Source organism: Vibrio sp. 2132-1, from assembly GCF_033344315.1.
Genome location: NZ_JAWPON010000008.1, coordinates 192,013 through 216,064, shown reverse-complemented (window position 1 = coordinate 216,064; position 24,052 = coordinate 192,013). Strand labels below are relative to the sequence as shown.

At 44.1% G+C, this 24,052-nt stretch carries 21 protein-coding genes; 6 read left to right on the top strand and 15 right to left on the bottom strand.

The window, feature by feature from the left end; translation table 11 throughout:
- Positions 1-114 precede the first annotated feature (114 nt).
- Positions 115-1,005: a transcriptional activator NhaR gene (gene nhaR, locus R8N47_RS11370; protein WP_005381942.1), complete on the bottom strand. Its 891-nt coding sequence runs from the start codon at positions 1,003-1,005 to the stop codon at positions 115-117.
- A 386-nt stretch (positions 1,006-1,391) separates the two neighbouring features.
- Here nhaR and R8N47_RS11365 point away from each other — a divergent pair, with 386 nt between their 5' ends.
- Both R8N47_RS11365 and R8N47_RS11360 read left to right on the top strand, forming a co-directional pair.
- On the top strand, positions 1,392-2,537 hold the full coding sequence (locus tag R8N47_RS11365; RefSeq protein ID WP_025768431.1) for a Na/Pi symporter: 1,146 nt from the start codon (positions 1,392-1,394) through the stop codon (positions 2,535-2,537).
- 147 nt (positions 2,538-2,684) lie between these two features.
- Complete coding sequence (locus R8N47_RS11360) at positions 2,685-3,827, top strand: flavohemoglobin expression-modulating QEGLA motif protein (protein ID WP_053306894.1); 1,143 nt, start codon at positions 2,685-2,687, stop codon at positions 3,825-3,827.
- A 70-nt stretch (positions 3,828-3,897) separates the two neighbouring features.
- On the opposite strand, the gene R8N47_RS11355 is transcribed toward R8N47_RS11360, so the two are convergent.
- From R8N47_RS11355 to rppH, 5 genes are all read right to left on the bottom strand, one after another.
- Positions 3,898-4,749 carry a thymidylate synthase gene (locus R8N47_RS11355; protein WP_005381947.1) on the bottom strand — a complete coding sequence of 284 codons (852 nt, stop codon included), beginning with the start codon at positions 4,747-4,749 and terminating at the stop codon, positions 3,898-3,900.
- A 9-nt stretch (positions 4,750-4,758) separates the two neighbouring features.
- Positions 4,759-5,580 carry a prolipoprotein diacylglyceryl transferase gene (gene lgt, locus R8N47_RS11350; RefSeq protein ID WP_005381948.1) on the bottom strand — a complete coding sequence of 274 codons (822 nt, stop codon included), beginning with the start codon at positions 5,578-5,580 and terminating at the stop codon, positions 4,759-4,761.
- Between the two features lie 87 nt (positions 5,581-5,667).
- Complete coding sequence (locus R8N47_RS11345; RefSeq protein ID WP_005385965.1) at positions 5,668-6,459, bottom strand: sulfite exporter TauE/SafE family protein; 792 nt, start codon at positions 6,457-6,459, stop codon at positions 5,668-5,670.
- 6 nt (positions 6,460-6,465) lie between these two features.
- Positions 6,466-8,712 (bottom strand): phosphoenolpyruvate--protein phosphotransferase, encoded by a 2,247-nt coding sequence (ptsP, locus tag R8N47_RS11340; protein ID WP_054574288.1) that lies wholly within the window; start codon positions 8,710-8,712, stop codon positions 6,466-6,468.
- Positions 8,713-8,714: 2 nt separating this feature from the next.
- Complete coding sequence (rppH, locus tag R8N47_RS11335) at positions 8,715-9,236, bottom strand: RNA pyrophosphohydrolase (protein ID WP_005381953.1); 522 nt, start codon at positions 9,234-9,236, stop codon at positions 8,715-8,717.
- Between the two features lie 620 nt (positions 9,237-9,856).
- On the opposite strand from rppH, the gene mutH reads away from it, so the two are divergent.
- The gene (gene mutH, locus R8N47_RS11330) at positions 9,857-10,537 is read left to right on the top strand and encodes a DNA mismatch repair endonuclease MutH (RefSeq protein ID WP_005381770.1); all 681 of its coding nucleotides are present in this window, start codon (positions 9,857-9,859) and stop codon (positions 10,535-10,537) included.
- 15 nt (positions 10,538-10,552) lie between these two features.
- On the opposite strand, the gene R8N47_RS11325 is transcribed toward mutH, so the two are convergent.
- Positions 10,553-10,864: a DUF6482 family protein gene (locus R8N47_RS11325; RefSeq protein ID WP_005381772.1), complete on the bottom strand. Its 312-nt coding sequence runs from the start codon at positions 10,862-10,864 to the stop codon at positions 10,553-10,555.
- Positions 10,865-11,018: 154 nt separating this feature from the next.
- Between R8N47_RS11325 and R8N47_RS11320 the strand changes: the two genes are divergently transcribed.
- Entirely contained in the window at positions 11,019-12,053 is a 1,035-nt protein-coding gene (locus R8N47_RS11320) for an NADP(H)-dependent aldo-keto reductase (protein WP_005381774.1), read from the top strand.
- 131 nt (positions 12,054-12,184) lie between these two features.
- Here R8N47_RS11320 and R8N47_RS11315 read toward each other — a convergent pair whose 3' ends face one another.
- From R8N47_RS11315 to xerD, 7 genes are all read right to left on the bottom strand, one after another.
- Positions 12,185-12,436: a hypothetical protein gene (locus R8N47_RS11315; protein ID WP_005381776.1), complete on the bottom strand. Its 252-nt coding sequence runs from the start codon at positions 12,434-12,436 to the stop codon at positions 12,185-12,187.
- A 529-nt stretch (positions 12,437-12,965) separates the two neighbouring features.
- Complete coding sequence (vpsR, locus tag R8N47_RS11310; RefSeq protein WP_017635067.1) at positions 12,966-14,300, bottom strand: cyclic-di-GMP-binding transcriptional regulator VpsR; 1,335 nt, start codon at positions 14,298-14,300, stop codon at positions 12,966-12,968.
- 242 nt (positions 14,301-14,542) lie between these two features.
- A complete protein-coding gene (gene lysS, locus R8N47_RS11305) occupies positions 14,543-16,060 on the bottom strand; it encodes a lysine--tRNA ligase (RefSeq protein ID WP_005382861.1) in 1,518 nt (505 codons plus the stop codon).
- A gap of 34 nt (positions 16,061-16,094) precedes the next feature.
- Positions 16,095-17,193 (bottom strand): peptide chain release factor 2 gene (gene prfB, locus R8N47_RS11300; protein ID WP_100068604.1). Its coding sequence is split into 2 segments (ribosomal slippage): positions 16,095-17,117 and positions 17,119-17,193, totalling 1,098 coding nucleotides; the frame shifts between segments, so codons are not numbered across the junction.
- A 173-nt stretch (positions 17,194-17,366) separates the two neighbouring features.
- Positions 17,367-19,106 (bottom strand): single-stranded-DNA-specific exonuclease RecJ, encoded by a 1,740-nt coding sequence (gene recJ / locus R8N47_RS11295; RefSeq protein WP_064353634.1) that lies wholly within the window; start codon positions 19,104-19,106, stop codon positions 17,367-17,369.
- Between the two features lie 43 nt (positions 19,107-19,149).
- Complete coding sequence (gene dsbC / locus R8N47_RS11290; protein ID WP_213913665.1) at positions 19,150-19,938, bottom strand: bifunctional protein-disulfide isomerase/oxidoreductase DsbC; 789 nt, start codon at positions 19,936-19,938, stop codon at positions 19,150-19,152.
- Between the two features lie 59 nt (positions 19,939-19,997).
- On the bottom strand, positions 19,998-20,915 hold the full coding sequence (gene xerD, locus R8N47_RS11285) for a site-specific tyrosine recombinase XerD (RefSeq protein WP_005381788.1): 918 nt from the start codon (positions 20,913-20,915) through the stop codon (positions 19,998-20,000).
- 157 nt (positions 20,916-21,072) lie between these two features.
- Here xerD and fldB point away from each other — a divergent pair, with 157 nt between their 5' ends.
- On the top strand, positions 21,073-21,591 hold the full coding sequence (gene fldB / locus R8N47_RS11280) for a flavodoxin FldB (protein WP_005381790.1): 519 nt from the start codon (positions 21,073-21,075) through the stop codon (positions 21,589-21,591).
- A gap of 85 nt (positions 21,592-21,676) precedes the next feature.
- Here the strand turns inward: fldB and brnQ are convergent, their stop codons facing one another.
- Complete coding sequence (gene brnQ / locus R8N47_RS11275; RefSeq protein WP_005381792.1) at positions 21,677-22,987, bottom strand: branched-chain amino acid transport system II carrier protein; 1,311 nt, start codon at positions 22,985-22,987, stop codon at positions 21,677-21,679.
- 330 nt (positions 22,988-23,317) lie between these two features.
- Between brnQ and R8N47_RS11270 the strand changes: the two genes are divergently transcribed.
- Positions 23,318-24,037 (top strand): tRNA1(Val) (adenine(37)-N6)-methyltransferase, encoded by a 720-nt coding sequence (locus R8N47_RS11270; RefSeq protein ID WP_017635070.1) that lies wholly within the window; start codon positions 23,318-23,320, stop codon positions 24,035-24,037.
- The last annotated feature ends 15 nt before the right edge of the window (positions 24,038-24,052 follow it).

Here is a 24,052-nt window from a genome sequence, read left to right as displayed (position 1 = left end):
GCCATCAATAATTAATAGTTTTGCTCACTAAAACAAGTATCTTGCTTACTTAGATATTATTTAGAATTATATTTTTATTGATAGTAATCTATTTATTTACGCAACGATACGGGTTTACTCAAACATTTGACTGAAATCAGCATCACAAACATTTTTTACCGCGGGGTGTTGGATCATTCGTTCCGCAAAAATCACGTAGTACTCTTCTTTTAGCCCATCGACATGGCCAATTAGCTGTAAATTTCGGTCGTCTTCAATCTCCGACATGTATACGGTCGGTGCCAAGAAAATCACATCATCGTGGTACCGAGCAAAAGCTTTCATCAACGCAACATCATCAAACTCCCCCAGCACATTGGGTTGAAGGCCTTGACGATCAAACCATTGAATAACTTTACGCCCCATAGCCGTTCGGCTCGCGGGAATCAGAAGTTTTTTTTGTTCCAAGATCTCAGGGAATCGCACATTTTCAATTTCAGAAGAAGCAAAAAAGCTCATGCTACTTTCACCTAACTTTTTGCTATAAAGGCCAGGACTTTGAGTAGAATCAACGGGACAATCCGAAAGGATCATATCTAGCTTGTGCTGAGAAAGGCGTTCAAGTAGCAGTTCGTGGGTCGATTCATAACAGCGTAAATGAATACTGTTATCTTCCGGGACGGTCGTCATCAGTACTTTACTGACCAAGCGTTTAGATAATGCATCGGCTACACCAACTTCAAATAGAATGTTCGAGTGCTGGCTGTAATTGACGATATCTAACATCTCATAGCTCAAACCGAACATCCGGTCGGCGTACTTAAACACAAGCTGACCTAACTCAGTGGGCTCAACTGTACGACCATTGCGCTTGGTTAACTTTCCTTTCATGCGCTCTTCAAGCGCTTTAATCTGTCCTGTCACGGTTTGCGGTGTCAGGAAGAGCGCGTCAGCCGCCTTAGTTACAGAGCCCTGTTTGCACACCATCCAGAAATAATAGAGATGGTTGTAGTTTAGATGTGACATGATCGAGTCCCGAAAAGAAAGTGATACTTTTTATACCAAATGTGACAGAGACAAACAATAAACTCGACAAAACCATACAATACCTTACAAAAGCATAAGTTTTACCGAAAGTATAAAGTCAACACTGTCATAAAAGTTGAACTGAGGCGCATTTTCTCTACAAAAAAAACGCAAAAATCAAACAAAAAGAAATCAAAATTCAACCATTAAAATCAACAAGTTAAAAATTAATTTTCTTCCTCTTTTACGCCATTATCAAAAAGAACAATAAAAATCTCTCACAGCAAGAAATCTGTAATATTACTGAAATATTTGTTCTCTAACATCGCCCGCAGATTCAACTACAGACCGAAAAATGAACTGAAAGGTCAACGGAGAAAATTATGATGAACCAAGCTACTTCAACAGTGGCACCAATTTCGAGCACAGCTCGTTGGTTACGCTGGGCTAACTTGGCATTCATGTTATATCTGCTTCTTCTAGCAGTATCTATGGTTGGTAGTGGCTTTAAATGGGCAACTGGCGATCAAGCTAAGGTGCTATTTGAATTTGCCGCACACCCAGTTGCAGGTCTAATGATCGGCTTGGTGGCAACAGCCTTAATTCAGTCTTCAAGTACTGTAACGTCTATTATTGTAGGCTTGGTTGCAGGTGGCTTACCTGTAGAAACCGCTATCCCTATGGTGATGGGTGCTAACATTGGTACCACAGTGACCAATACGCTTGTGTCTCTTGGCCACGTGCGCTGTAAAGAAGAGTTCAAACGTGCATTTGCAAGTGCAACCATTCACGACTTCTTCAACTTGCTTGCTGTCGCTATTTTCCTTCCGTTGGAAATGATGTTCGGCATTTTAGAGAAAGTTTCTCACTGGCTTGTTTCTCCACTGCTTGCTACTGGTGATATGAGCATTAAGGGCTTCAACTTTATTAAACCAATTACAAAGCCAGTCGTAGGCGCAATTAAAGAGCCACTTTCTACCTTCGGTGATACTGTTGGCGGCGTCATGCTTATTGCTTTGGGTATTGCGACTATCTTCGTTGCAATCACAGTGATGGGTAAATTGATGAAGAGCCTAATGGTTGGTCGCGCACGTGAAATTTTGAAAAACGCCATCGGTCGTGGTCCTATTCACGGCATCGTATCAGGCTCAATCGTGACCGTTCTAGTACAATCTTCCTCAACCACGACAAGTTTAATGGTTCCGTTGGTTGGTACTGGCGTGTTGAAAGTACGAGATATCTACCCTTTCACTCTGGGTGCTAACATTGGTACTTGTATTACGGCACTACTAGCAGCGACAGCGGTATCTGGAGAGTTCGCAGTATTCGCACTACAAATCGCTCTAGTCCACTTAGTATTTAACATCATGGCGACGCTGTTTATCTTTGGAATTCCATTCCTACGTGAGATTCCGGTTAAAGGCGCTGAGATGATTTCTGAAATGGCTATTAAGAATAAAGCAGTTGTTGGTGGTTACCTAATGTCAGTATTCGTTATTCTACCAGGTGCAATTCTAGCCCTAACAACGTAACAACAACGACATACCATCGCTTATTGTTTAGGCTCCACATCGTGGAGCCTTTTTTATGATAATTAAACTGTTCAAATCGATTGTCCGGTGATAATTTGAGCCACATCAGCACGCTTATGCTGAGCTATCTCATTTGGAGTCGACAACATGACGCAGCTTAATGACGCTATTTCTGATCAGCTACTCGCAATAGACGAAAACCTAACCCAACTGGTTGCTGATATTGATATCCTCAGTAGCGTGAATCCTCTTAATTATGCTCAAGAAAGAGAACGTTTCATTAAAAACAAATATTCTCAAGAGCCTAATTTTCAATATTCAATTACTAACGTAGATACCCACAGCGCAAAGCGACGCCTATATGAGCTACCTCTAGAAAACATTCAAGACACCCAACTGCAGAGGCTGTACGCGGATGTAATTCAGTCTTATGCAGATAAACTGGATCAAGTGAATACCATAGGTACGCAAGAGTTTCTTTATAACTCCTTACGCTATTATGGGGAACCGAGCGCCAAAGATATTGCCAACGCCCATTTCATATTGCACCTTCCTACTGAAGAAGAAAAAGAACCTCAGCACGATAGCCGTGCAATAGCACGTTTCATGCAAAATTTTGCTCAACGCAATGGGTATGAATGTGAAATACAGGTGTTGGACGGGATGTTAGCAAACGCACTAGTTTCAGGGTCTCGAGTCAAAATTAACCACGCGGCGTACATCACCACTGATGAGCTGGAGGCTCTTGCACATCATGAAATGGGAGTACATCTCCTGACTACGCTTAACGGTCGTCAACAACCGCTAAAAGTCCTGAGCTTAGGTTGTCCTGCCAATACCAACACTCAAGAAGGGCTGGCTATATTATGTGAGTATCTGTCAGGACATTTCAGTATCAAGCGCCTAAGAACCTTAGCCTTACGAGTTCTGGCAGTAGAGTCGATGATCAAGGATCGCGATTTCCGCCATACGTTCATGCTATTAAAAGAACAGTATAAAGCTTCTGATCTTCAAGCATTTACAACGACTGCCCGAGTCTATCGAGGTGGAGGTTTAACGAAGGATTACTTGTATCTTAGAGGATTCCGAGAGGTGCTCAATGCCTATGATAAATTGGGCGATGACTTTTCACTATTGTTGTGCGGGAAAACAGAGCTGAAGTACTTTGAGCTTATCCGTTCATTAGTGAGTAAAGAAATATTCACTCAACCTAAGTTTATTAGCCCGGCACTGTCCACACCGATGCAGACCAACCCAATTCACCGTTATATTGTCAGTGCACTAAAATAATACCTTCTAAGTACAAAAAAGAAAAAAGCTCCATTCGGAGCTTTTTCTATATCTTGAAGAACGATACTCGTTACACTGAGAATGGGTAACGAATAGGATCGTGATGCTCGTACCCTTCAACCCAAAAGTCATCCAGTGTGACCCATGTTTCCAAATCTTCTAGAGATTTAATCTCTGGGTTGATATGGAACGTCGGCGCTTTTAATGGCTCACGCTTCAACTGAACATCGCGCATCAGTTCAAGCTGGTCTTCATAAATGTGAGCATTCACAATCTTATGAAATGCCTGACCAGGTTTCTTGCCCGTAATTTGCGCCATAATCGCCAAGAACACGTAAACTTGAACCATATTGAAGTTTAAGCCAAGCGGTACATCACACGAACGCTGAGTACTATTCAGGTAAAGCGTATCATCCAGCAATGAAAAATGGTGACTGTACATACAAGGACGCAAGCACCCCATGTGGAACTCACCCGGGTTGTAGAAGTTCAAGATTTCACCGCGGTCATCAACACCACGCGTTAAGTCATCCACTATCTTACGTAGCTGGTCAACATGACCACCATCAGGTTTCGCCCAGGCGCGCCCTTGAACCCCATAGACACGGCCCATGTCGTCTTCACCTTTACGGTATGGGTTATTCAACCAGGCATCATTTAGGTTGGCATTGGCATCCCAAGTTTTCGTGCCCAGCTTACGAAAATCTTCCGCATTATCGTAACCACGAATATACCCTAATAGCTCTGCAACGGCCGCTTTCCAAAAACTTTTACGTGTGGTGACCAACGGAAATTGATTGTTCGCAACATCGTAGGTTAAATCCGCGTTGATTACGGTCAGGCAGCGCTTGCCTGTACGCTCATTTTCAACCCAAACACCTTGGTCAACGATGCGTTGACACAAATCTAAATACTGTTTCACACCAATACCTTACTTCGTCTTTTGTGGTAATTCGTCTTTGTAATGACCACGTTTGTATGCCCAAACCATCATGAGGACACCGATAACCACCATTGGCAGGGATAAAATCTGTCCCATGGAAATAAAGCCACCGAATAAACCCAAATGAGCGTCTGGTTCGCGCACGTACTCAACTAAGAAGCGGAATGTACCATATCCAGCTAAAAATAGCCCTGAAACAGAACCTAGAGGACGAGGTTTCTTGATGAACCAATTCAAGATGAAGAAAAGTACGATACCTTCAAGCGCCATTTCATAAAGCTGTGATGGATGACGTGGCAGTGGACCGCCATTTGGGAAAACGATCGCCCAAGGCACATCCGTTACTCGGCCCCACAACTCGCTGTTCATGAAGTTACCTAAACGCCCCATACCCAAACCAAATGGCACAAGCGGCGCGATAAAGTCAGCAACACCGAAGAAAGTTCGCCCGTTTTTGTGTGCATACCAGAACATCGCGGTAATCACACCCAGTAAGCCCCCGTGGAAAGACATACCACCGGTCCACACTTTAAATAGATACAAAGGGTCAGCCAGGAAGAGCTCAAAATTGTAGAAAAGCACGTAGCCTACACGGCCACCAATCACCACGCCAAGGAAGCCTGCGAACAACAAATCAGAAACCTGCTCTCGTGTCCAACCACTTCCAGGCTTATCCGCACGTCGGTTCGCTAACCATAGAGCAAACATAAAGCCCACAAGGTACATCAAACCGTACCAACGAACCGAAACAGGACCAATAGAGATTAAAACCGGATCAATATTGGGAAATTCAATATATCCCTGAGACATAAATCATTCTCTTCTTATCACAACAAAATAAATATACCCAAGTAACCTCTAGATGCTTGGTTCAGCGAGAATGACTTGGGTACAAACTTAGAGCAGCATGGTCGCTGCAACAAACATTAAGAACACCGCGAATATCTTTTTTAATACCGCAGTTGGAAGGTTAGTTGCCAGCTTCGCACCCACTTTTGTTGTGAGCATCGAGGCCATAGCAATCGCTAATAAAGCGGGAAGATAAACATAGCCAATACTGTATGAAGGTAAGCCTTCCACTTTATAGCCATGTAAGATGAAGCCGATCATACCAGAAATAGCAATCACGCAACCACAAACGGAGGATGAGCCCACCGCTTTACGCATCTCTATCCCATGTTTATTTAAAAATGGTACCGACAGTGAGCCACCACCAATACCAGCAAGGCTTGATACGACACCAATTCCCGTGCCGTAAACTACAGTCACAGGGCTGCTCGGCATAGGTTTACTGCTCGTAACTTTAATGGAACGAAACATTTGTACTGACAGGCAAAGAACAATGACACCAAACACTTTCGGCAAATAGTGTGTAGGGATCCACTCAGCAATATTGGCACCAACAAAGCCACCAATGACCACACCAGGCATCAACCATTTTACGACAAACATATCGACATTGCCGAGCTTAAGGTGATTCATCGCCGATGAGCCAGACGTGACAATAATACTCGCTAACGAAGTGGCTAAGGCCATGTGCATACTCATTTCTGGAGAGATCCCAGCAAGAGGAAGCAAATACAACAAGGCAGGAACAACAATCAAACCACCACCGATACCGAGTAACCCCGCCATCACACCCACAAAAGCGCCTAGCGCCAACAATAACAAAAATAAAGAGACGGTCACGATTTCCTACTTTTTACCTGCACGGATAAAGCCCGCAAAGCCCTGTTGAATGAAGAAGTCATGCATCATTTGATGAATGTCCTCCCCATAGGACTTTGTCATTGCTTGCTCCGCTAATTTTTCTAATTCTTCTTGTTGACTATGACGAATCAAATATTTCACCTTAGCCACGTTGGAGGTGTTCATACTCAAACTGGTATACCCTAACCCAAGTAAGAGAAGAGCGCCAAATGGATCACCCGCTAGCTCACCACAAATACACACGGGCACCTGATATTTATCACACACCTCATGGATTTGCTTAAGCGCTAACAGTACCGCAGGATGCATAGATTCATAGACATCCGCTACGCGCGAATTGTTCCTATCTACCGCTAATAAATACTGAGTTAAATCGTTTGTCCCGACAGAAACAAAATCAACACGGTGAGCAATCGTTGGCAACAGATACACCATCGATGGTACTTCAATCATGACCCCAATTTGTGGGAATTGAATTCTATCATCAAGCAAAACGGCTTCGCTGTGAGCTTGATTAATCAAGCTAATGGCATCGTCTAGCTCTTTTACCCCTGACACCATTGGCAATAAGATACTTAAGTTTCCGCTTTCTGCACTCGCTCTTAACATTGCACGCAGCTGGATCAAGAAAATGTCTGGATGATCCAATGTAAAACGAATGCCACGCCAGCCTAGAAACGGATTATCTTCTTCAATGGGCAAATACGGCAAAGGTTTGTCACCACCAATATCCAAAGTACGCATCACTACTCGTTGATTCGGATAGCTGTTAAGTATTGCTTGGTATTGATGATACTGCTCATCTTCCGAAGGAAAGTGATGCTGAAGTAAAAATGCAATCTCAGTTCGGTACAACCCAACACCATCAACACCTGTGTTGATGGCAATATTACTGTCTGCACTGAGTCCCGCATTCAGCATAATTTCGATATGGTGATTATCTTGCGTAACCGCAGGGAGTGCGAGGTCCTGGTTTACCATGGCAAACAGTTCAGACTCTTCGCTTACTAAGCTGCGATACTCTCGCAACAACTGGCGGTTTGGCTCTAAGAAGATCTCACCCGTATAGCCGTCGACTATCCCGAGTTTGCCATTCACCACATCCGGATTAATGTTGGCGCCCATGACTGCAGGGACCCCAAGAGCTCGAGATAAAATGGCAGCGTGAGAGTTTGCGCCTCCCTCTAATGATACGACGGCTAACAAGAACTCTTTAGGTACAGAAGCGAGCAAGGTGGCAGTGAGTTCATTCGCCACCAAAATAATGGGACGATCAATTGCAGAATTTTCTTGCTCGCTGTTGTGCAGAAAATAGAGCAGCCTTTGCCCTAACTCTCGGATATCTTGCGCTCTTTCACGCATGTATACATCCGACATTCTGGCAAATCGATTCGAGTATGACTCTACAACTTGGCGTAACGCCCAGTCTGCCCTGTCTCCTTTTTCAATCTGCTTCTTCAAATCACCGCGAAGCATCGGATCATTCAGTAAGTGAGTAAACAGATCGAAGATCGCCAGAGCATCTTTGTTGATTTCACTGTCCAGTTTTTTCCGCATACGGCGAAAGTCATTTAACGCTCGCTCTATGGCCACCAGTAGTGTCTCGTGCTCGCGTTCCTTATCTAACGTGGACGAAGGGAAAATATCCGATAAACTCGGCTGGGTATTGTCGAACCAAAACTCTCCAATCGCGACACCAGTAGACGCAGGCAAACCTTTTAATACCGTGGGTTTAGATGCTAACTGCCAATGCCCAAGATTCTGCGCATGTGCAATGAGCACCGCTAACTGAGCGGATAAAGTAACAAGAAACGATTCTTCCATTTCACTAAACAAGCGCGGCGTTTTTTGTTGGATCACCAACACACCTAAAACTTGTTTACGATGAATGATTGGAGTAGCTAAAAAAGAGTGGTAAATCTGTTCGCCGAGTTGAGGAAAGAATTTGAACTCGGGGTGTTTTGAGGCTTCGGCAAGGTTAAGGGGTTCAGCGCTTCGTTTTACCAACCCAACCAAGCCTTCATTGAAGTTGATATGAATACTATCACCTTCAAAAATAAGGCCTTGAGTTGCCATTAACTCAAGGCGCTGCATTTCTTCATTAGCAAGATAGATAGTACAGCACTCAGTACTAAGGGCAGCACAAGTCTCTTTCACCAATATATCGAGTGCCAGATGCACATCATCGACCCTGGAGACTTTCTCAACTATTTCCCTTAGCTGACTGAGCATGATTATCCTCTACGTTGCTTTTTTCTTTTCCCTTTCGCTTTTCTCTCTCGAAAAGGCATGGCTAAGGATGCAAATTCTTTCATCGCTCGTCGATAAACATCTCGCTTGAAAGAAACAACTTGCCTAACTGGATACCAGTAACTTACCCAGCGCCAACCATCAAATTCAGGGGATTTTCCGCGTTGCATATTAATGCGAGACTCATCGCATTCTAATCTCAGCAGAAACCATTTCTGTTTTTGGCCGATACAAACAGGCTTGGAGTCCCAACGCACCAATCGCTTTGGTAGCTTATATCTTAACCAATGACGACTTGTTGCAATGATCTTAACGTCTTTTTTCGTTAAACCGACTTCTTCGTATAACTCCCTGAACATGGCTTGTTCAGGGGTTTCACCTTCGTCAATCCCACCTTGTGGAAATTGCCATGAGTGTTGCCCGTATCGTTTAGCCCAGAAGACCTGACCATGGTTATTACATATCACAATACCAACATTAAGTCGGTAACCATCGCCATCTATCACTGGCTAACCTCTATGAATAAATTTTTTATTACCGTGATTTTTCCACATATCCCCATTACTAGCAAACTTACTGATGTGATATGAGCAAGATTTATTACCTTTTCACCATTTTTGGATATCTTTTAATCAAACCATACCTTATCAACACAAGAGTGAGACATTGCCCACATTTATTCACCTTTTCTGTGAATAACTTTGTGAAGAATTCAATTCAAATGAGTAATTCAGTTCAATCCCATCAAAAGCAAAACAAATGAAGAAACAAAAAAAACAAACATAACATATTGATAAAAAAGCATTTATTTTTAAAAATAACGATAATTCGATCTTCAGTTTCTTGATGATCTTTTCACCAAACTCAGATCGGTCAAAGATCCACCAACAGGCTATTTATCCACACTCACCTGCTATTCGTTTAGATGATTACAACAAAATCAACCCCAAAAATGCATTTTAACCCCTGTTTATTCATACAGACCTCGTCAGGATCTTATCAATACCTCCTCCACCTGTGGATAAGTTATGAATTGATCGTTCTTACACCGCCTCGGTGAAATCTTAAACAGTAGATTTGGTCGGAGTTTGATAAACTATATTTTTTGTAATACCACCTTGTAACTATGAAACCAGAACCACAAACAGAAGCAGAGCTATTGGAACGAGCGCATGATATGGCAGGACTCAGTTTTGCTGAGTTGGCCGCCGAGGCGAATATGATTGTTCCTGAAAACTTAAAACGTGATAAAGGTTGGGTGGGTCAATTACTCGAATGGCACTTGGGCGCTCCAGCTGGCAGTAAACCTCAACAAGATTTCGCAAAACTAGGGATCGAGTTGAAAAGTATTCCGATCAGTTACTCTGGCAAACCTTTAGAAACAACCTTTGTTTCTGTGGCGCCCCTCACTGGCGTTCATGGTCTTACATGGGAAACAAGTCATGTTCGAAACAAGCTATCTCGTGTCCTTTGGGTACCCGTAGAAGGAGAACGAGAAATCCCACTCCCTGAAAGACGTGTGGGCAGTCCACTCATTTGGTCACCAGATGAAGAAGAAGAGCGGATTTTGCGAAATGACTGGGAAGAGTTAATGGAGATGATCGTCTTGGGAAGATTTGATCAAATTTCCGCCAGACACGGAGAAGCGCTGCATCTTCGCCCTAAAGCCGCAAATGCAAAAGCGCTCACCGAAGCATACAACTCAAATGGTAAGCCGATGAAAACTCTGCCCCGAGGCTTTTACCTTAGAACACAGTTTACTGAACAGATCTTACTCAAGCACTACATTAACACTCAACCAGAATAAAACTATATCAGCTATTTAGTGCGTCACGAGCGATAACTCAATATCGCAGTATGAGGCTGCCTCTTCAGTGCCACATTCGTCATACGCATTGCGCAGCCTTAAATACGCTTTATCGACCCCTAGCCTCAATAGTTCTTCTTTTACTAAGTCTAGAGAGCCAAAATGTATCGGGTCTTCACCGTCTTTAATCGGCTCAAGTTGATGCTTGTACTCCACAGCTAAAAGATAGTCAGAGACATCAGAACACCCAATCACAAATACTTTGGGAGTTTTATAAGTATCTTTATGTGGACCATGTAGCCACATGTCCAATTGATGCTTCTGCATAACATACCTCCTTCACACGATCATTTAAGTGTAGTTAGGCTAACTGTAGCTTTCGAGTTTGCTCTTCCTTTATACGTAAATCATTTGCGATTGCGGCTACAAATCCCCTATATTGGAGTCACTTATTTAGTCGGTAACTCTTCAAGGACGTGATATGCAATACACAAAACTACCGCACTCATCACTTGAGATCAGTAAAATCTGCCTCGGCACTATGACGTTTGGCGAGCAAAACACAGAAAAGGACGCCTTTGAACAGCTCGACTTTGCCCTCGATCATGGGGTGAACTTCATCGATACCGCAGAGATGTACCCTGTACCGCCAAACTCGGAAACACAAGGGCTCACCGAGCAATACATCGGTAATTGGTTAGCAAAAAGCGGCAAAAGAGAGAAAGTAGTACTGGCAACAAAAGTGGCAGGCCCTCGCAATGTTCCTCACATTAGAGACAACATGAGCCTTAATCGTCGCCACATCCATACAGCAATTGATGACAGCCTTAATCGTCTACAAACCGATTATGTCGATTTGTACCAACTGCATTGGCCGCAGCGTCAAACCAACTGCTTTGGTCAACTCAACTACCCATACCCTGACAAACAAGAAGAAGTCACGTTAATTGAAACGTTGGAAGCGCTTACTGAATTAGTGAATGCAGGTAAAGTGCGCTATATCGGCGTATCCAACGAGACGCCGTGGGGTGTGATGTCGCTATTGCGTTTGGCAGAAAAACACGATTTGCCAAGAATTGTCTCCATTCAAAACCCATATAACTTATTGAACCGCAGCTTCGAAGTTGGCTTGTCTGAAATCAGCCATTACGAAGGCGTTCAGTTACTTGCCTACTCTCCTTTGGCATTTGGCTGCCTGAGTGGTAAATACCTAAACGGGGCAAAACCTGAAGGCGCTCGATGCACTAAGTGGGAGCGTTTTGCGCGCTACTTCACTCCGCAAGGTGTTAAAGCGACCGAAGCTTACGTCAATTTAGCTCAAGAGCATGGTCTAAACCCTGCACAAATGGCGCTCGCGTTTGTCAATCAGCGTCCATTTGTTGCTTCTAACATTATCGGAGCAACAAACCTAGACCAATTAAAAGCCAATATCGACAGTATTGATTTGCAACTTAGCGACGAACTACTTACTGAAATTCAAGCAATAGGTACAACTTACTCGAATCCTTGCCCTTAACAGTACCACCTTCAAACGAAAACAGCTGATCTTCAAGATCAGCTGTTTATCCAATGAAGTCATACTTCATATAAAAAGTTAAGCGTGTTGAATGACTCGTTAGCAACTCAGTCAGCCCAACACGCTAACGATTACGTCATTATTCGCGACGTTAAGACTCGACGAAGGTGACGAACTCGACGTTCAACTTTTACTGCATCCGGAACATTGGCACGTGTAGAACGACCATCGCGATCTAAACCAATATCCCTCAATAGATGAACATTCGTCCATGGAATATCATGAGCAGTTCGGCGTATGGTACGCTGCCATTGCTTTTCTTCGCGTTTAAGGTCTGCTTTCAATAGCAAAGTGGCCAATTGTAAGTAAATAGAGTGACGCATAATATTTTCTCCGATTATCGATGTATTCGACTGGGAAAAATAGTGCGTAAAATGAACAGAAATATTCTGTTGATACTAAGCCGCTACTTTCCCGCAGCCTAGTAATAAATATGATAGGTTACGGATTAATTTTTATCTTGTGAGCCAGTGGTATTGGTATCATCCGATTTAAGGGTTATCGGAGCGATAGGCATACGATCAGCGCAAGCAGTGGTGTTAACAACGTAATGTTTCATCTTGCGCCTCCTAGCTAAAAATTAATCCGTTTATGAAAGGTATAACTCATTGAGTTACGGTTAAATTGTAAGCTTTGATGAATATATATCAAACATTTTTTGCCTTTTTGATTAAAAACAAATCAATACACCGCAATTTAGTTTCATATACTTTTATGTATAACATATTCACCTGAGGAATATATAAATTTACGGATTTTATAAATCAAACCAAACAAAAAATAAAAAGAGCGGCTCTGTGGCCACTCTCTTTTATTGTATTTATTCGCCTATTTGACACAGGGAAAGGCCAACTACATGGCTTGTTCGGAAATCAAGTTATGTTTATTAAGTAGTCGATACATGGTTGCACGCGAAACTCCGAGCTCTTTCGCCGCATTTGAAACTTGACCAGAATGAGATTCCAAAACAACCAGCAACGCATCACGTTCACTCTTCTCTCGGATTGATTTCAAGCTGCGCTTTGAGTCATTACGTTGAGGTAAATCTAAGTGATGCTCTTCAATCATTACGCTGTCGGACATTAATACCGCTCGCTTCACTTGGTTCATCAGCTCACGCACATTTCCAGGCCAGAAATAACGTGTCAGTGCCTTGAATGCATCCTCAGAAAAGCTTTTTGCTTGCGAGTTGTACTCTTTTGAGAACTCTTGTAAGTAGAAACGAGCCAGCAATGCGATGTCACTCGCACGTTCTTTCAAGCTAGGGACATTGATGCGCAGAACGTTGATGTAATGGTAAAGTTCTTCATTGAAGTCACCGTCAATCAAAGCTTTTTCAACATCTGACGAGTTAGCAGCAAGAATGCGTACGTTAACCGCTTTTACGCCATCTTTGGTATCAATGGTGCCTTCTTGCAAGAATCTCAGCAGATTCATTTGCTGCTCTTTTGAAATGGTAAGAATGTCATTAAACAACACGGTGCCACCATCTGCTTGTTCAAGCAGGCATGCTTCCATATCTTCATCGGCGTTAATACCAAATACTTCAGCTTGGAAACGTTGTTCATTGAGTGCGCGACAGTTAATTGCCATAAACGGTTTATGAGAGCGTGAAGAGACTTTATGGATGGCCCTAGCAACCGCCTCTTTACCAGTCCCACTTTCCCCAGAAATCAGAATGCTGACGTCCGTTGGACCAATGCGCTTCACTTGATCGCGTAAACGTTTCATCGGGATAGATTCACCGATCAGACCCATATCTAAACTGCTACCAAAACTAGGCCAAACTTTTTTCTCCAACTTAAGCATGCCAAGCTGGTGACCTATTGTGCTTAATAACTGTGCATCTGGGATCGGCGCTGTGAAAAAGTCGATACAAAAGTTAACAATGAACTGGCATATGGTGTCAGTGCCAAGCTGAGATTCACGAATAAACGCTAACCAACGTACGTGTTTGTGAGAGCTGACTAAGTTCGCCAAACCATTCAAGCTGAACTCGTCATGGCTGAGATCAACAATACCGATACATGGACCAATATCTTCTAACAGCGTATTAGCTTTGCGTAAATCACCTACTTGGTGACACTTCCAGCCCACTTGCTCCAGTACCGATAACCAAGGCTCATAAGTACCGCCAACTACCACAAGCGATCCCGGGATGGAATCCATCTTAAACTGCCCAGCCATTCTCTAACCCTTTTTCATTGTTAATAGAAATTTTGTGCCACAAACTTATCTTTGCGAGCGGGTAACATTATCGAGACTCCGCCCCCTCACGTCTGTCTCAGTATTAAGACTATGCAATAGATTGAGATTTGGCGAATGTTTATTTGCATATCCCATTAAAAGGCAAATGCAACAACTTGAATTAACTTAACTAAAAGGCAAAAAAAACCACCCGAAGGTGGTTTTTTACTCATCCTATCGAATTACGCTTGCGGGCGCATTGCAGGGAATAGGATCACGTCACGGATAGTGTGCGTGTTAGTCAGTAGCATAACCAAACGGTCGATACCGATACCTTGGCCTGCTGTTGGCGGTAGGCCGTGCTCTAGAGCAGTGATGTAGTCTGCATCGTAGAACATTGCTTCGTCGTCACCAGACTCTTTCGCTTCAACCTGTGCTTTAAAGCGTGCATCTTGGTCTTCAGCATCGTTAAGCTCTGAGAAACCGTTCGCTACTTCACGGCCACCGATAAAGAACTCAAAGCGGTCTGTAAAGAACGGGTTATCATCGCTACGACGAGCCAACGGAGAAATATCTGCTGGGTAACCAGTGATGAACGTAGGCTGCATTAGCTTAGGTTCTGCTGTTTCACCAAAGATCTCTTCAAGAAGCTGACCACATGTCCAGAAAGGTTCTACTTCAACGTGAACAGATTTCGCGATAGAAACCATTAGATCACGGTTTTGTAGGTCTTCTTCTGTTAGCGCTTGGATTTGCGCGTGGTCTGGGTTGTAGTGCTTGATTGCTTCGAACATGCTCATACGAGTGTAAGTACCACCAAACTCAACCGTTTCATCACCGTAAGGCATTGACGTTGAACCTAGAACTTCTTGCGCCACTGAGCTTAGTAGTTCTTCAGTTAGGTCCATCAGATCTTTGTAGTCTGCGTACGCCATGTAGAATTCCATCATTGTGAATTCTGGGTTGTGGCGTGGAGAAAGGCCTTCGTTACGGAAGTTACGGTTGATTTCGAATACGCGATCAAAACCACCAACAACTAGACGCTTCAGGTATAGCTCTGGCGCGATACGTAGGTACATTGGCATGTCTAGTGCGTTGTGGTGCGTGATAAATGGACGCGCACTCGCACCGCCAGGGATAACGTGCATCATTGGCGTTTCAACTTCCATGAACTGCTTAGAGATCATGAAGTTGCGGATTGCAGACATGACTTTAGAACGTACTACAAACGCTTGACGAGAGTCTTCGTTAACGATCAGGTCAACGTAACGTTGGCGGTAACGCATCTCTTGGTCAGTTAGACCGTGGAACTTCTCTGGAAGTGGACGTAGTGCTTTGGTTAGCAACTCGTACTCTTCCATGTTCACGTATAGGTCACCTTTACCAGACTTATGAAGTGCACCTTTAACACCGATGATGTCACCGATATCTAGACCTTGGTATTTTTCTTTAAGTACTTTTTGAACCGCTTTGTCAGCGTAAGCTTGGATACGGCCAGAAGTTTCTTGAATTACCAAGAATGGACCACGTTTAGCCATGATACGGCCAGCGATTGCTACTACGTGGTTAAGCTCTTCTAGCTCTTCCTTCGTCTTTTCACCGAACTCTTTCTGAAGGTCGCCCGCTAGTGCGTCACGACGGAAGTCGTTTGGATGGCCGTTCGCTTTGCAGCTCTTTCGGATTGCATCCAGTTTAGCGCGGCGTTCAGCAATCAGCTTATTTTCTTCTAGTACAGTTTCGTTTTGAACAGCATCAGTCATTTTCGATGTATCCTGTTTTTGTCGGTGAAAAGCTTTATAGACCTGATTTCAGGCTAGCTTCAATAAATTTGTCCAGATCGCCATCAAGAACCGCTTGAGTATTACGGTTTTCAATGCCCGTACGGAGGTCCTTAATACGTGAGTCATCCAATACGTAAGAACGGATCTGGCTACCCCAGCCAATGTCAGACTTAGCGTCTTCATTAGCTTGTTTTTCCGCATTTTGCTTTTGCAATTCAAGCTCAAATAGCTTCGCTCGAAGCTGTTTCATTGCCTGATCTTTGTTCTTATGTTGAGAACGGTCATTCTGACACTGAACCACTGTGTTCGTAGGTACGTGCGTAATACGTACCGCAGATTCTGTGGTGTTTACGTGCTGACCACCTGCGCCTGACGCACGATAAACGTCAATGCGTAGGTCGGAAGGATTAATGTCGATGTCGATGTTTTCATCAATCTCTGGATAGATGAACGCAGAAGCAAATGACGTATGGCGACGACCGCCTGAATCGAACGGAGATTTACGAACAAGACGATGAACGCCCGTTTCAGTACGTAACCAACCGTACGCATATTCACCAGAGATGCGAACTGTTGCCGACTTAAGACCCGCGACTTCACCTTCAGAGACTTCAATCACTTCAGCTTTGAAGCCCTTCGCTTCTGCCCAACGTAGGTACATACGCAGCAGCATGTTAGTCCAGTCTTGTGCTTCTGTACCACCAGAGCCAGCTTGCAAATCGATATAACAATCAGAGCTATCGTGGTCGCCAGAGAACATACGACGGAATTCAAGCTTTTCTAGCTTCTCTTCCAACTCAGCAAGTTCTGGTTCAATTTCGTCAAATGTTTCTTGATCTTCTTCTTCTACAGCCAGCTCAAGAAGACCTTCTACATCTTCCACACCTTGCTCTAGTTGATCAATGGTTTCAACAACCGCTTCTAGTGATGCACGCTCTTTACCCAGTGCTTGCGCACGCTCAGGTTCGTTCCATACATCTGGTTGTTCAAGTTCTGCGTTGACTTCTTCTAGACGCTCTTTCTTCGCGTCATAGTCAAAGATACCCCCTCAGGACATTTGTGCGCTGAGACACGTCCTGCAGACGGTTTTTAATTGGATTGATTTCAAACATGTTTACTCAACATTTTAGAATAGAATTTAACCGAGAAATTCTACTGAAAAATGTGACCGAGATACAGGAAAATTTCGGATGAGAAATCAGATTGCGGTGAGAGAGAGCACGGTCATAAAATTTTACGCCCACTTAGGGGCAACCGTACTCTATAAGAAAGGTTGATCTAGGTATTACTTAGCTTCGATATGGTCGATCATCAATTGCAATGATTGATTACCACGAAATTCATTCACATCCAGCTTATACGCGAGACGTACTGTTTTAACCGATGCATCTGGCCATCGACGTAGATCAACATTGAATGCGATACCGTCGATCATCACATTGGTAGGGTGACCTTTATAAAGCGGCTCTAACATCAATTTAAGATGCTTCTCACCCACCAGCTTTTGATGCAGTACTTTAAACTCACCATCAAAGATTGGCTCTGGGAAAGCTTGTCCAAAAGGGCCACCCGATCGCAGCTGTTCAGCAACATGCATAGAGAACTCTTCCGGCTTAAGTTCGCCATCTGACATGATCACGCCTTTTAGCGCCGCTTCATCGAGTTCCTTTTTTACCACTTCATCAAACAAACGACTGAAACGCTCAAAATCCTGCTCTTTAATCGTTAAGCCTGCTGCCATGGCGTGTCCACCAAACTTGATGATCAAACCCGGGTTTTGCGTGTCGATGAAATCCAACGCATCGCGCATGTGTAGCCCCGGAATAGAACGACACGAGCCTTTAATCGTCCCTTCTCCACCATCAGCAAATGCAATGACTGGACGATGAAACTTCTCTTTAATGCGCGAAGCCAAAATACCAATCACACCTTGGTGCCAATCACGTTGGAATAAGGCTAAGCCATAAGGAAGCTCATTGCCTTCACCAAACTGAAGGCGCTCACAGAAAGCCATCGCTTCTTGCTTCATGCCTTCTTCAATCTCTTTACGAGTCTGGTTCAAGCCATCCAATTCACTTGCCATGCGACGAGCTGCGTGGATGTTGTTACACATCAGCAGTTCAACACCGAAAGACATGTCATCAAGACGGCCTGCTGCGTTAATACGTGGACCTAAAGCAAAGCCAAAATCGGACGCAACTAAACGACGCGCATCGCGCTTAGCGACCTCAATTAACGCTTGGATGCCGGGACGCGCTTTGCCCGCACGAATACGTTGCAAACCTTGGTGTACAAGAATGCGGTTGTTTTCATCCAATGGAACGACGTCGGCGACGGTACCCAGTGCAACAAGGTCAATCAGTTCCATCAACTTGGGCTCTTGCATCCCCTGTTCTGCAAACCAATTGTGTTTTCGCATATGAACGCATAGTGCCATCATGAGATAAAACGCGACCCCCACACCCGCAAGCGCTTTAGATGGAAAGCTACAGCTCTCAAGGTTTGGGTTCACCATCGCATCCACATCAGGCAACACTTGTCCTGGCAAGTGGTGATCGGTAACAAGCACGGTAATGCCACTTTCTTTTGCGTAACGCACGCCTTCGATTGATGAGACGCCGTTATCCACCGTCATGATCATCTCAGCGCCAAGCTCTAAGGCTTGGTCAACGACTTCTGGGCTTAACCCATAACCGTCTTCAAAACGATTTGGCACTAGGTAATCCACATTGTGACTACCAAGCATACGCAGCGCGAGCACTGATAATGCTGAGCTTGTCGCGCCATCAGCGTCAAAATCACCGACAACGATGATGCGTTTTTGTTCTTTTATCGCCTGAAACAAAAGATCGACAGCTTGCTCAATCCCCCCGAGTTTTTGATATGAATGCAACCCACGGGCCGACGTTTCTAATTGTGAAAGATCCGTTATCCCACGGTTGATGTAGATACGTTTAAGAATCGGAGGAATGGAATCAGGAAGAAGGGAAAGATCTGGTTCAGGACGTCGTTGAATTTCTATCATGCTTGAAAGAGCCGACAACTTTGCCGGCTCTGCTCCTAATGGATTATAGTTGCTTTAAACGTTTCAATAGCTCTGCAGGTGGTAGGTAGCCACCAACCATTTCGCCATTCGGTAAGAAAATTGCTGGCGTACCAGAAATACCCAATTGGCGACCTAGATTGTAATGCGCCTGGATGGTTTCTTTACATTGTTTTAAGTCTTTCGCAGGGTTATCAAATGTACGATTCACTTTCGCATTGTGCATTGCCGACGCCGGATCTTCAGCACACCAAATCGTTGCCATTTGCTCTGCCACAGGGCCAGTTGCACCTTGGCGAGGGTAAGCCATGTAACGCACTGTAATACCTAGATCATTATAGCCTTGCATTTGGCTATGCAGACGCACACAGTAACCACAGGTGATATCAGTGAATACGGTCACAACGTACTTTTCATCGTCAGCTTTGTATTCGATCATGCTATCGGAGAACTGAGCAATTTTCTCGGCGTTAAGCGGCGCTTGACGCTCTGCTATGACATCTTTGTAACTGCCATCATCATTAATGGCATAAAGCGTACCGGCGATAAAATGGCTACCATCATTTGAAGCAAACAGGATCCCGCCATTGGTTTGAATTTCCAATAAGCCAGCGACGTCTGATGGTTGAATATCAACGATAGATAAACCAAGCTTTGAGAACTTAGTTTTTAATGCTGCTTCATCAAAGCCGCTTTGTGCATCTGGCGCCACTTGTTGCGCAGGAGTCTCCGTTTGAGCCTGACTTTCTTCTGCACCACAAGCGGTAACAAAAAATGGTAAAGTCAGCAGAGTTAGTCGGCGTAATACGCTCATGAAATTCACCTTAATGTAAAATCGTTTTTCCAAGAAGACATGGATGAATCTAACCATTGTTATGCTCTTGGGTGGTGTTGACTGTGGATCTGCTTCAATCGTTCAGTCGCCACGTGAGTATAAATTTGCGTGGTCGATAAGTCACTATGTCCTAAAAGCATCTGTACGACCCTGAGATCTGCGCCATAGTTCAATAAATGCGTGGCAAAGGCATGACGCAGTACGTGCGGCGACAGCTGATCAGTATCAATCCCTGCTATCAAAGCATAGTATTTAATACGGTGCCAAAACGTCTGACGAGTCATTTGTCTTGCGCGTTTACTAGGAAAAACAATATCAGATGATGTATCACCAAGTAACGCAGGGCGCCCTTGTTGAATGAACGTCTCGATCCAATCGACCGCGTTTTCCCCCATAGGAACCAGGCGTTCTTTACCACCTTTACCAGTCACGCGCACCACCCCTTGGCGCAAGCTAACATTTTCCATGGTCAAACTGACGAGCTCTGTCACACGCAACCCTGTCGCGTAGAGTAGCTCTAGCATCGCTTTATCGCGCAATTCTATAGGGTCATTCGGGTCTGGCGCTTCGAGCAACGCGTCCACTTGCTCTTCACTAATATCTTTGGGTAAACGTTGTGGCAGTTTAGGGCTAACCAAGAGCGCACTCGGGTCATCAGCACGCACCTTCTCACGATGCAGGTATTGAAATAAACGACGAATAGCCGACAACATACGCGCACGGGACGTCTGTTTGTAATCTAAGTCTACAAGGTGGCTTTGATATTCTTGCAAGCCAGACAAACTGATAAAATCAAGACGGTATCGATGTTTTTCCATCCACACGAGCAGCTTCATTAAATCGTTTCGGTAGGAAGCCAACGTGTTCTCTGATAGACCACGCTCCATCCACATCGCATCTAAGAATTGCTCAACAAGCGAAAAATCTTGTTGATTGACAGGCTGTTGTGCCGTCATGAATGCTTCCTTATCTGTTTATATTTACAGTATTTAGATTAAAGCACCTGCCAATCCAATACCATAAAAAATCATCCCACATAGGATATTCGCTGCAATCTTCCTCAATTTATGGTTAGAATCTTCCACAACAGCAACACAAATAACGACGAATATAATGAAAATCGGACTCTTTTACGGCTCAACGACCTGCTACACCGAAATGGCAGCAGAGAAAATTCGTACCCTTATTGGTGAAGACCTTGTCGACATTCACAATGTGAAAGAGACACCGTTATCACTAATGGCGGACTACGACTTATTACTCCTTGGCATCTCAACTTGGGATTTTGGTGAAATTCAAGAAGATTGGAACGCGATTTGGCAAGACATCGCGACCACACCACTGAAAGGCAAAGTTGTAGCGCTGTTTGGTCTGGGTGACCAAGAAGGTTACGGAGAGTGGTATTTAGATGCGATGGGCTTACTTCACGATGAATTGCAAGCCACAGGCGCAACCTTTATCGGTTACTGGCCAAATGAAGGCTACGAATTTGAAGCATCGAAAGCATTGATCGAAGATGGCAGCAAGTTTGTTGGACTTGCGTTAGATGAAGACTCACAGTACGAACTGAGTGATGAACGCATCGAAAAATGGTGTGAACAAGTTCTTGTGGAATTCCACGACACGCTTTAATAGCGCAAACACGTCATCATTAAAAAGTAAAAAGCCCGATGAAGTAATTCATCGGGCTTTTTATTATCTTGATAACGCGAAGTGATTACGCGGTTTCTTGTGCTAGCTCTGGGCGAGGTTTCGCGATGAAGAACATGCACACGATAGCCGCAAATGTTGGAAGCACCCAGCCCATGCCGACTTCGAATAATGGCAACATGTTAAACGCAGAAACATCAATACCCGATACTTTTGCCGCATCAACCAACGCAAACAACAGAGATACAAGCAGTACCGCGCGGTAAGCAAAACGTGGATTTGGCAGTTTGCTGCGCACAAATGTTAGTGCAACCAACGCAATCGCCACAGGGTACAGCGCAAACAATACTGGCACTGACAGAGAAATCAGCTGTGCAAGACCAACGTTTGCAACCAATGCACAAACAGAACCATTAATCAGTACCCATTGCTTGTATGACAGTGGTGTTTTCGAGCTGAAGAAATCTGAACACGCAGAAATCAAGCCAATCGCGGTTGTCAGACACGCTAGCAATACGATGACAGACAGAACGATTTGACCGTATGGACCAAACAACGCTTGAACGTATTGGCTAAGCACTAGGCCACCATTATCAGCACCAGCAGCAACCGTTGCACTCGTCGCACCTAAGTAAAATAGTGAGATGTAAACAAACGCAAGACCAGCAGCAGCAATACAACCTGCATAGATCAGATATTTAGTAGTTGCAGAGCGCTCAGTAATGCCTTTACCGCGCAGTGCATCAACCATCAGCATACCAAACATCAATGACGCGAACGTATCCATTGTGTTGTAGCCTTCTAAGAAGCCTTTGGTCAGAGGCTGCGTTAGGTATTCACCGTGCGCGCCAATCATATCGCCCTGAGGATCAAGGAAGACAGCGACAGCAAGAATGATCAAACCAACGAACAATGCTGGTGTCAGTACTTTACCGATAAGATCGATCAAACGGCCTTGGAACCATGAGAACATCATCGCCGCAATAAAGAAGATCACTGAAAATGCAGTGAGATGCGTTTGTGACGCTTCAAGGAAGAAAGGTTTCACCGCCATCTCGTAAGCCACTAGGCCAGTACGAGGCGCAGCAAACGCAGGACCAATGATGATGAAAATCAGTGCAGCCATAAGAACTGCCGCTTTTTTCGGAAGATCTTGCGTCAAGTGATCCCAAGAACCACCAGCAACAGCAATAGCAACGATAGTAATAAGAGGTAGACCTACCGCTGTTAGCAAGAAACCAAACATAGCTGGCATTAAGTTTTCACCCGCTAACTGACCCGCTAGAGGTGGAAAGATAATATTGCCCGCACCTAAAAAGAACGCAAATAGCATAAAGCCTACTGCGATAATATCTGTTAGTTTTAACGTCTGCTTCACAGATAACCCTTGTCTTTTAATTAATGAATGTTGTGTATGCTTAGACCACTTTTTGTATACCTAAAGTCAATAAGTACACGTGGTTCAATCTATAAAATTTTCGCCGCATAATGACGAAAGACTCATCATTTGGCAACCTTTAAGAAAAAAACACCATATTAATTTAGTTTTCAAACTTAAAAGCAGTGGATATAACCAGATCCAAATAACAGACCAGTTCTTTATCTCGATCAATTAACAATACAATTTAGTAACCAACAAAACAACAATCTATACAATTAATAAACAATAGAGCAATCCACTTAATTATTGAGCAAATATAAAACAATCATGAAGAACAAAAAACTGAAAACTAAAGGCTTCAATTTTAAGCAATTTTGTATTGAGGGCGGCGAGAGTGGTATGCCAGTCAGCACAGATGGGGTAATGCTTGGTGCTTGGATTCAAAGCCCTAACGACGCTAAAATTCTCGATATTGGCACTGGCACTGGCCTGCTTGCCCTGATGTGTGCTCAACGCTTTACAGAAGCTCAAATAACCGCGGTCGATATCGAATTAACAGCCGTTGCTGCCGCGCAAAAAAATATGGCCCAGTCTCCTTGGTCAGATCGTGTAAGTGTGCATCACACCGACATACTGCACTTTACGCCGACACATCCATTCCAACGCATCATTTGTAACCCGCCCTACTTCAACAGCGGCGAGCAATCGAAACACAGTCAACGTGCAACCGCGAGGCACACTGATACGCTAGGCCATAACGCATTGCTACAGCGTTGCTATCATTTGCTTGATGACGAAGGGAGAGCTAGTTTTGTGTTGCCAATCACCGAAGGCGAGCAGTTCATTGAGCTAGCATTAAACCAAAGTTGGTATCTATCGCGGATCTGTCGTGTGCAACCATCAGAAAAGAAACCAGTACACCGACTGTTATTTGAACTGTCAAAACGACCTTGCGATTTGCAGACGTCACATTTAATTATCCGTTCAAATGACGGCTATAGTGATGATTTCATCCAGTTAACCCGCGAGTTTTATCTTAAGATGTGAAATAACATGTGATCC

Excerpts from the sequence above, each read along its gene's own strand:
- nhaR (WP_005381942.1), bottom strand. The coding sequence starts at position 1,005 with ATGTCACATCTAAACTACAACCATCTCTATTATTTCTGGATGGTGTGC.
- R8N47_RS11365 (WP_025768431.1), top strand. The coding sequence starts at position 1,392 with ATGAACCAAGCTACTTCAACAGTGGCACCAATTTCGAGCACAGCTCGT.
- R8N47_RS11360 (WP_053306894.1), top strand. The coding sequence starts at position 2,685 with ATGACGCAGCTTAATGACGCTATTTCTGATCAGCTACTCGCAATAGAC.
- lgt (WP_005381948.1), bottom strand. The coding sequence starts at position 5,580 with ATGTCTCAGGGATATATTGAATTTCCCAATATTGATCCGGTTTTAATC.
- ptsP (WP_054574288.1), bottom strand. The coding sequence starts at position 8,712 with ATGCTCAGTCAGCTAAGGGAAATAGTTGAGAAAGTCTCCAGGGTCGAT.
- mutH (WP_005381770.1), top strand. The coding sequence starts at position 9,857 with ATGAAACCAGAACCACAAACAGAAGCAGAGCTATTGGAACGAGCGCAT.
- R8N47_RS11325 (WP_005381772.1), bottom strand. The coding sequence starts at position 10,864 with ATGCAGAAGCATCAATTGGACATGTGGCTACATGGTCCACATAAAGAT.
- R8N47_RS11320 (WP_005381774.1), top strand. The coding sequence starts at position 11,019 with ATGCAATACACAAAACTACCGCACTCATCACTTGAGATCAGTAAAATC.
- R8N47_RS11315 (WP_005381776.1), bottom strand. The coding sequence starts at position 12,436 with ATGCGTCACTCTATTTACTTACAATTGGCCACTTTGCTATTGAAAGCA.
- vpsR (WP_017635067.1), bottom strand. The coding sequence starts at position 14,300 with ATGGCTGGGCAGTTTAAGATGGATTCCATCCCGGGATCGCTTGTGGTA.
- lysS (WP_005382861.1), bottom strand. The coding sequence starts at position 16,060 with ATGACTGATGCTGTTCAAAACGAAACTGTACTAGAAGAAAATAAGCTG.
- recJ (WP_064353634.1), bottom strand. The coding sequence starts at position 19,106 with ATGATAGAAATTCAACGACGTCCTGAACCAGATCTTTCCCTTCTTCCT.
- dsbC (WP_213913665.1), bottom strand. The coding sequence starts at position 19,938 with ATGAGCGTATTACGCCGACTAACTCTGCTGACTTTACCATTTTTTGTT.
- xerD (WP_005381788.1), bottom strand. The coding sequence starts at position 20,915 with ATGACGGCACAACAGCCTGTCAATCAACAAGATTTTTCGCTTGTTGAG.
- fldB (WP_005381790.1), top strand. The coding sequence starts at position 21,073 with ATGAAAATCGGACTCTTTTACGGCTCAACGACCTGCTACACCGAAATG.
- R8N47_RS11270 (WP_017635070.1), top strand. The coding sequence starts at position 23,318 with ATGAAGAACAAAAAACTGAAAACTAAAGGCTTCAATTTTAAGCAATTT.